At 33.7% G+C, this 7,435-nt stretch carries 7 protein-coding genes; 6 read left to right on the forward strand and 1 reads right to left on the reverse strand.

Annotated features, from left to right (window positions below; genetic code table 11):
• From JMO20_RS12085 to sufU, 6 genes are all read left to right on the forward strand, one after another.
• On the forward strand, window positions 1-628 hold a 628-nt coding region (locus tag JMO20_RS12085; protein ID WP_279380120.1), incomplete at its 5' end, for a hypothetical protein.
• A 370-nt stretch (window positions 629-998) separates the two neighbouring features.
• A complete protein-coding gene (gene sufC / locus JMO20_RS12090; protein WP_202709936.1) occupies window positions 999-1,739 on the forward strand; it encodes a Fe-S cluster assembly ATPase SufC in 741 nt (246 codons plus the stop codon).
• Window positions 1,740-1,752: 13 nt separating this feature from the next.
• Entirely contained in the window at window positions 1,753-3,162 is a 1,410-nt protein-coding gene (gene sufB / locus JMO20_RS12095; RefSeq protein WP_202709937.1) for a Fe-S cluster assembly protein SufB, read from the forward strand.
• Between the two features lie 14 nt (window positions 3,163-3,176).
• Window positions 3,177-4,319 carry a Fe-S cluster assembly protein SufD gene (gene sufD / locus JMO20_RS12100; protein ID WP_207753495.1) on the forward strand — a complete coding sequence of 381 codons (1,143 nt, stop codon included), beginning with the start codon at window positions 3,177-3,179 and terminating at the stop codon, window positions 4,317-4,319.
• Window positions 4,320-4,331: 12 nt separating this feature from the next.
• Window positions 4,332-5,570, forward strand: coding sequence for a cysteine desulfurase (locus JMO20_RS12105; protein WP_207753496.1), 1,239 nt, complete (start codon window positions 4,332-4,334; stop codon window positions 5,568-5,570).
• A complete protein-coding gene (gene sufU, locus JMO20_RS12110; RefSeq protein WP_202709938.1) occupies window positions 5,560-5,982 on the forward strand; it encodes a Fe-S cluster assembly sulfur transfer protein SufU in 423 nt (140 codons plus the stop codon). Before JMO20_RS12105 ends, sufU begins: the two co-directional genes overlap by 11 nt.
• 146 nt (window positions 5,983-6,128) lie before the next feature.
• Here the strand turns inward: sufU and JMO20_RS12115 are convergent, their stop codons facing one another.
• Window positions 6,129-6,863, reverse strand: coding sequence for a class I SAM-dependent methyltransferase (locus JMO20_RS12115; protein WP_202709939.1), 735 nt, complete (start codon window positions 6,861-6,863; stop codon window positions 6,129-6,131).
• Window positions 6,864-7,435 lie beyond the last annotated feature (572 nt).

Raw genomic sequence — 7,435 nt, forward strand, 5'->3', positions numbered from 1 at the left:
TCCTACTGGTCCTACTGGTCCTACTGGTCCTACTGGAGCTACTGGTGATACTGGTCCTACTGGCCCTACTGGTCCTACTGGTCCTACTGGAGCTACTGGTGATACTGGTCCTACTGGTCCTACTGGTCCTACTGGAGCTACTGGTGATACTGGCCCTACTGGTCCTACTGGCCCTACTGGAGCTACTGGTGACACTGGCCCTACTGGTCCTACTGGTGCTGGAAGCACATTAGCTTTTACAAATGCAGCTGGACCAATTTCTGTCCTCCCACCATTAGGTTCTGAATCAACAGTTGCAAGTGTTACTCAAAGTGTTGTAGCAGGTCAAGACTTAAAAATTGATTTTGACTTTGAACTTGACTTTGTTGTAACCGCAAGTTGGTCAGTAACTTACGAAGTACGTTTATATCGAGATGCAACACTAATTCAAACTCAAACTTATAATAGAACAGATTCAGATGCAGGAACACAAACCATTCCAGCTCCTGGCACCTATGTAGATACGGTACCTGCGACTTCAGCTGGCTCAACTTATTCAGTTAGAGTTATAGTAACAGCGGCTACAAATGTAACTTCTGCATCTACAGGGAATAATATTGATTTAAATATTATAACTTTCCCTGTTTAATACTCTTGCTATATTAATTAAGGACGCAGCTCTAGAAGCTGCGTTCTTTTATATTTATCATCACTTCGTCAACATTCACACTACATAAGAGTAAGGTTATCCATATAAACCATTGATTTGCCTCTATTTCAAAGAAACCAAATTGTAGCTTACCTATAAATTATATCTATGTATTAACTCTATATCGTGAACTATAGAACTTTTATAAGATTTTACATAATTTTAAATCCAAAATGGAACATATTGACTAATTCCGAGTATAGTGATATGATTACTTTGAAAGCAATTCATAGTTCAGCACTCGGAATTGCTAATTGTTGAAATATAAGCATTTTGAAATATATTTGATTAGTTAAAAGGAGATGAGTCCATGTCAAATGAGCTTCTAAAAATAAATAACCTTAGTGCAAAGGTTGAGGATAAAGAAATCTTAAAAGGTATTAACTTAGAAATTAAAAAAGGTGAGATCCATGTAATCATGGGTCCAAATGGTGCTGGTAAATCAACTCTAGCTAGTATACTAATGAGTCATCCAAACTATGAAATAACTGATGGTGAAATTATATATCAAGGAGAAATTATAAATAATCTTTCTCCCGATGAAAAGGCTAAAAAAGGTATTTTCTTATCTTTCCAGTATCCAGAGGAAGTCCCAGGACTAACTGTTGAAAGCTTTCTAAGAGCTGCCAAATCCTCTGTTTCTAATGAACAAGTTAGACTAATGGAATTCAAGAAAAATTTAAAAGAAAAGATGGATCTTTTAAAGATTGGTGAAGATTATGCTAAGAGATATCTTAATGTAGGCTTTTCTGGTGGAGAGAAAAAGAAAAATGAAATACTTCAAATGGCAATGCTAGAACCTACTCTATCTATCCTCGATGAAACTGATTCTGGACTAGATGTTGATGCTGTTAAAATTGTATCTCAGGGTGTAAAAATGCTTGCTAACAATAGCAATGCATTTATAATAATCACACATCACAAGAAAATTTTAGACTATATTAAACCTGATTTTGTTCATGTTTTAATAGATGGAAAGATTATCAAAACTTCCGATGCTTCCCTTGCTGATGAGATAGAAATTAAAGGCTATGAATGGTTGAAAATTTAAGGAGGTTAATTATATGGAGAAAAGAAACAAAACCTATGTTGAAGATGTTAATAGGGGCGTATATGATATAAAAAACGAAGTTCGTTATAGTTATAAATCCGATAAGGGTCTAACCCCGGAAATTATAAAAGCTATTTCAAAAGAAAAGAATGAACCTAAGTGGATGACAGACTTCCGACTAAAATCCTTAGAAGTTTACCATAAACTTGATTTACCACCTTGGGGACCAGACCTTTCGGAATTAAATATGGAGGATATCGTTACATATATTCGCCCTGATACTAAAATGAATACAAGCTGGGATGAAGTCCCTGAAGATATCAAGAAAACCTTTGACTCCTTAGGTATCCCTGAGGCTGAGAGAGCTGCCCTTGCAGGTGTAGGTGCCCAGTATGATTCTGAAGTTGTGTATCACAGTATTAGAGAAGAATTGACTGCCCAAGGGGTTATATATACTGATATAGAAACAGCTATAAAAGAATATGAGGATATTGTAAAGGAATACTTTATGACATGTGTCCCTCCTAAAGATCATAAGTTTGCTGCCCTTCATGGTGCTGTTTGGTCAGGTGGGTCATTTGTATATGTACCTGAAGGGGTAAATGTTGATATTCCTCTACAGTCATACTTTAGATTAAATGCTCCTGGTGCTGGTCAATTTGAACATACGCTAATAATTGTTGAAAAAGGAGCAAGTCTTCATTTCATTGAAGGTTGTTCAGCCCCTATCCATTCAGTCATAAATATACATGCCGGTTGTGTAGAATTATTTGTTAAGGAGGATGCCTCCCTTAGATATAGCACAATAGAAAATTGGTCTAGAAACATGTATAACTTAAATACCAAGAGAGCTATTGTAGAAAAGAATGGAACTATAGAATGGGTTTCTGGATCCTTCGGTTCAAAGGTGTCTATGCTATATCCTATGAGCATTCTAAGAGGCGAAAGAGCTAAAGCTGAGTTCACAGGAATTACCTTTGCAGGTAAAGGACAACATCTAGATACTGGTACTAAGGTAATCCATGCCGCTCCCCATACATCTTCAAATATAAATACTAAATCTATATCAAAAGATGGAGGTATTGCTATATATAGGGGTGCTGTTAAAATTTCTAAAAATGCAAACCATTCCAAGTCAACAGTTACCTGTGAATCATTAATGCTTGATAGTAAATCTAAATCCGACACTATACCAGTTATAGATATAATGAACGATAAAGTAGATTTAGGTCATGAGGCCAAGATAGGTAGAATAAGTGAAGAAGCTATATTCTATTTGATGAGTAGAGGTATAAGCGAAGAAGAAGCTAAGGCCATGATCGTTAGAGGATTTGTTGAACCAATAACTAAAGAACTACCTTTAGAATATGCCGTTGAAATGAATAATTTAATTAATCTTGAACTTGAAGGTACTATAGGTTAAGGGAGGGGAAATAATTGAGTAAAGAAGTTTTAATTACAAAAAATGATACCAAATCTCTTAAGCTAAATAAGCTTCCTGTTATCACTTGGAGATGGCTTAAGGTCAATGAGTTTAATCTTAAAGATTTTAAACTCGAAAATATACCTGCTTATAATAAGAATTCTATTAATTCTCATCCAGTAGATGAAATTGAAGTTAATATTATAGATAACAGTGTTGAATATTTGGAGATTGAAAAATACTTTAATTCACTAGATAATGTCGGAGTTTCACAAGAATTCACTAAGATGGCTGATTCAATGTATAATTGTGGTATTCAGATTATTGCTAGCAAAAACAAAAAAGTATCAGAACCTGTATTCTTAAGATATTCTACTGATAATAAAAATCCTATGATAGTGGACCAAAACTTAATAATAGCCGAGGAAAATAGTACCATAACAGTTATTATAGACTATACTTCTGATGATTCTACTCCTGGGTTTCATAATGGAATGACAAAAATATATGCTAAGGACGGAGCTATTGTCAATCTAATCAAACTTCAAACCATGAATGATACATCTCTTAATCTTGACGCTAATATTGCTTACATTGGCCATGGTGCAAAGGTGAACAATGTATCATTGGAGCTAGGTAGTGATAAAAGTGTAGTGAGCTATATCAACAACCTTGAAAAAGATACTGCTGAGTCAAATCTTGATTCCATATATTTAGTGGATAATTCCAGATTGATAGATATGAACTACCTTATGAATCACTTTGGGAGAAGAACTATTAGTAATATTAATACCTATGGAGCTCTAAAGGATAAATCAAAGAAGACCTTTAAAGGAACTTTAGACTTTAAGAGAGGTTCTTCACTATCTAAAGGCTCTGAAGAAGAATACGCAATACTTTTAGATAAAGATGTAAAATCTGATGCCATTCCCCTTCTTCTATGTGAAGAAGAGGATGTGGAAGGTCTACATGCTGCAAGTGCAGGAAGAATAGATGAAAACAAACTATTCTATTTGATGAGTAGAGGATTTAGTGAAAGAGAAGCTAAAAAATTGATTATTGAATCATATTTTAGACCTATTATTGATAAAATTCCACTATCTCAATTAAGAAAAAAAGTGGAAAATCATATAGAAAATAGACTTCTAAAAATTTAAAGGAGAATTATTATGAAACAAATTAGTGTTGATGATATTAGAAAAGACTTTCCAGTATTAAATCAAACTATTAATGGGAGAAAATTAATCTATCTAGATAATGCTGCAACTACTCAAAAGCCAAATACAGTGATTAAGAGTATTGAAAACTATTATAAGAGTTTCAACGGTAATCCCCATAGAGGTGCCCATTATCTTAGTTTGAAATCCACTGAAATCTATGAAACTGGTCGTAAAAAGGTTGCGAATTTCATAAATGCTTCTTCTACTAGAGAAGTAATATTTACTAGAAATGCTACTGAGTCTCTAAATCTCTTGGCTTATTCCTATGGTATGAACTTTATTGAAGAAGGAGATGAGATAGTAATCTCCATTATGGAGCATCATAGTAATCTAATCCCATGGCAACAAGTTGCAAAATCTAAAAAAGCTGTACTTAAGTACCTATATACAAATGAAGAAGGTATAATTACTGAAGAAGAGATTAAAAAGAAGATTACAGACAAAACTAAATTAGTAAGTATAGCCCATGTATCTAATGCTCTTGGAACAATTAATCCAATTAAATTTATTATTGACTATGCCCATAGTAGGGATGCAAAGGTAATATTAGATGCTGCACAAAGTTTACCCCACATGAAGGTAAATGTAAAGAATTTAGATGTAGACTTCTTAGTATTTTCTGGACATAAGATGTTAGCTCCATTGGGCATCGGTGTTCTTTATGGTAAGGAAAATCTTCTCGAAAAAATCCCTCCATTTTTATACGGTGGTGATATGATTGAATATGTTTATGAAGATTCTACTACCTTTGCTGAGTTGCCCCATAAGCTAGAGGCTGGAACTCAAAATGTAGCAGGGGTATTAGGTTTAACGAAGGCTATAGACTATTTAAACGAAATTGGAATGGATAATATTGAAGAAATGGAAAGTGAGTTGACCTCTTATGCCTTAGAAAAACTTGATTCTCTCTCAGAAATAGAATTATATGGATTTAAGGGTATAAGTAATAGAGGCTCTGTAATTTCATTTAATGTAAAAGATGTTCATCCCCATGATACTGCTAGCATATTAGATGCCTATGGTGTTGCTATTCGAGCTGGTCATCACTGTGCTCAACCATTGATGAGATATCTAGGAATAAATGCAACTTGTAGAGCCAGCTTTTATTTCTACAATACTAAGGAAGAAATAGATCTATTTATAGAGAGTCTAAAAAATGTAAGGAAGTGGTTAGGATATGAATCTTGATTCTATTTATACTGAAATAATAACTGAATATAGTCAAAGCAAGCATAATGAAAGAACCATTGATTCTCCCACAAAGTCCTTAAAGGGTCACAATCCAAGCTGTGGTGATGAAATTAATTTAGAAATTAAAATAAAAGATAATATAATTGAAGATGCTGCCTTTACGGGAGTGGGTTGTGCAATATCTAGAGCTTCAACGTCTATAATGATAGACCTTATAAAGGGAAAAAGGATAAAGGATGCTTTAAATCTAGTAGATACTTTTATAGGTATGATTAAAAGAGAAATTACTAATGATGAAGATCTTGAAATTCTTGAGGATGCAATGGCACTCAAAAACATTTCTAATCTTCCAGCTCGTGTAAAATGTGCTGTATTAGCTTGGCATACTTTAAAACAAGCATTAGAATAAGTACTTATAAGATTTTATGATGCAATTTCAAAGCGTCCATAATATATATATGACTAACCCCTATCTATTGAACATCATGTGACGGCTCTTTTTCTAAGAAGGCGACCCTGTTGGGTCACCTTCTTAGCTTTAAATTCTGACTATCTTTATCTTTTTCTTGATGATACAAGTAACATCATTGGCCTGCGTAATTCATCCACCATTCTAGGAACAGTATTCAGTAATTCTTCTACTGGTTTTGGTTCAACAAATCCTGTTATTTCAAATCCTGACTTCATAAGACAATTTAAGTATGTTGTCAATGTTTTGTGATACTTTATTACTTCCTCACCTAAAAAATTAGCTTTTCGTCTCCCCTCCTTAAAATATTGGTCAACTGGCCAATGTGAAATATTACCTTTATCATCATAACACCAATCTTGTAGCCCTTGTGCAGTAAAAATTGGATGCTCTACAGAGAATACAAACTCTCCACCACTTGAAAGACATTTCTTTATTTTACTTAAAATATCCTCAAATGATTGAATATAATGAAAAGTCAATGAACTAATAACTACATCAAAAAAATTTTCTTGAAAATCAATATCCTCTATAGGTATACATATATACTGAATATGTTCGGATTTTGTTTTATCCTTTGCCTCCTTCAACATTTTACGCGAAATATCAACTCCAATTACAGACTTTGCCCCATTTTCTATGGCAAATCGACAATGCCATCCAAAGCCGCAACCTAAATCCAAAACTCTTTTGCCTCGAAAATCTGGCAACATTTTTTTAAGTTCGTACCACTCTCCTGACCCTTCAAGTCCTTTTTTAGAACGTTCCATATTACTGTACTTATCAAAAAATATGCTCTCATCATACTTATTTTGTTTCATTTTGATCACTCCATTCTTGAATACATTTTATTTCTTCTCCCTGACCTATTCAAGATGAATTTCGATTCTGTGTCGTTTTATAGAAATAGGGTTGCCAATAAGCAACACTGTCAATCATTTTTTGTATATAGTCTTTTTTATTGAATGTATAAAAGGACAATACTCCTCTGCTAAATCAATTATCTTGCATCCATTCTTTTACAGACTTAAAATCCTCCAGAATCTTTGTAAATACAGCTATTTCATATATTCTCACCTTTGTACCCATACCACAGTGCTCACATGTGTTTTAGTACAATGATGATACTAATACGTATTAATATGATATTTTAGGTAAATATACAACCCCTAACCAAAAACTCACCCAAACCACTAGTTTTAGGGTAAGTAAAACATCCGTTTATGAAACATTGAGCTTTTATAATTCAATATCCACTTGAAATTAACCTCTTTTACTAATTTCATCTGTTATTAATGATTTCGAAATATACATCGCTTCTATCATGTTAGTGAACCTCCACCACTTTCACCTATCGGCTTAGAAGCGGTGGCTTCTTAGTCTTATCTAAGAA

This window comes from Sporosalibacterium faouarense (assembly GCF_016765695.1).
Lineage (GTDB): Bacteria > Bacillota > Clostridia > Tissierellales > VENL01 > Sporosalibacterium > Sporosalibacterium faouarense.

Excerpts from the sequence above, each read along its gene's own strand:
- sufC (WP_202709936.1), top strand. The coding sequence starts at position 999 with ATGTCAAATGAGCTTCTAAAAATAAATAACCTTAGTGCAAAGGTTGAG.
- sufB (WP_202709937.1), top strand. The coding sequence starts at position 1,753 with ATGGAGAAAAGAAACAAAACCTATGTTGAAGATGTTAATAGGGGCGTA.
- JMO20_RS12105 (WP_207753496.1), top strand. The coding sequence starts at position 4,332 with ATGAAACAAATTAGTGTTGATGATATTAGAAAAGACTTTCCAGTATTA.
- sufU (WP_202709938.1), top strand. The coding sequence starts at position 5,560 with ATGAATCTTGATTCTATTTATACTGAAATAATAACTGAATATAGTCAA.
- JMO20_RS12115 (WP_202709939.1), bottom strand. The coding sequence starts at position 6,863 with ATGAAACAAAATAAGTATGATGAGAGCATATTTTTTGATAAGTACAGT.